The following is a 669-nucleotide window of genomic DNA, read 5'->3' as shown; positions in this document are numbered from 1 at the left end:
ATTCCCAGAGCCGCCGCTGAACGGAAAATTGCCCCCACATTCGTCGGATTCATAACATCCTCCAGAATTGCAATTCTTCGGGCATTTTTGCAGACATCTTCCACTGACGGCAAATCTTTTCTTCGCATGACACAGAGCATACCTCTCGTCAACCCAAACCCTGTCAGCTGGGTCAGCACATCAAATTCAGCTGCATACACCGGAATATCCCCGCACTGAGCCAATATGGGAGCAGCCTGTCCCTCCACATGTTTCTTCTCAACAAGACAGGATATCGGCTCATATCCTGCATCCAAAGCCGTCTGAATCACCTTTGGGCTTTCAGCAATAAACATGGCATTTGCCGGATCTTTGCGGTTCAACAACTGATTCTCCGTCCAACGGGCATAAATATCCAACTCCGGTGCTGAAAAATCATGGATTTCTATGATATTGACCATTTCCTTTTCCTTTCCAAACAGCAACTCTCAACTGCTTCCTGTCAAAATGACTCATCTGAAGCAAGAAGCCTATTTATTCAATAATCGTTCCACAAGATGCACGGCTTCCGCAGCATCCCGCGAATATCCATCGGCACCAATCTCATCTGCAAAACTCTGAGTTGTAACGGCACCGCCAATAATGATCTTGCTGCTGCAATGCTTTGCCTGTGCAAGTTCTACCACGTCA

At 47.1% G+C, this 669-nt stretch carries 1 protein-coding gene; it reads right to left on the bottom strand.

The features are described from left to right. Nucleotides 1-440, bottom strand: a 440-nt coding sequence (locus tag WMO25_RS18590; protein WP_435384327.1) for a TrmH family RNA methyltransferase, incomplete at its 3' end; no start/stop codon positions are given. Nucleotides 441-669: the final 229 nt, after the last annotated feature.

The organism is Coprococcus intestinihominis, assembly GCF_040096555.1.
GTDB classification, from domain to species: domain Bacteria; phylum Bacillota; class Clostridia; order Lachnospirales; family Lachnospiraceae; genus Coprococcus_A; species Coprococcus_A intestinihominis.
Note: the sequence above shows the minus strand (reverse complement) of the source record. Positions and strands in the feature narration are given on the sequence as shown.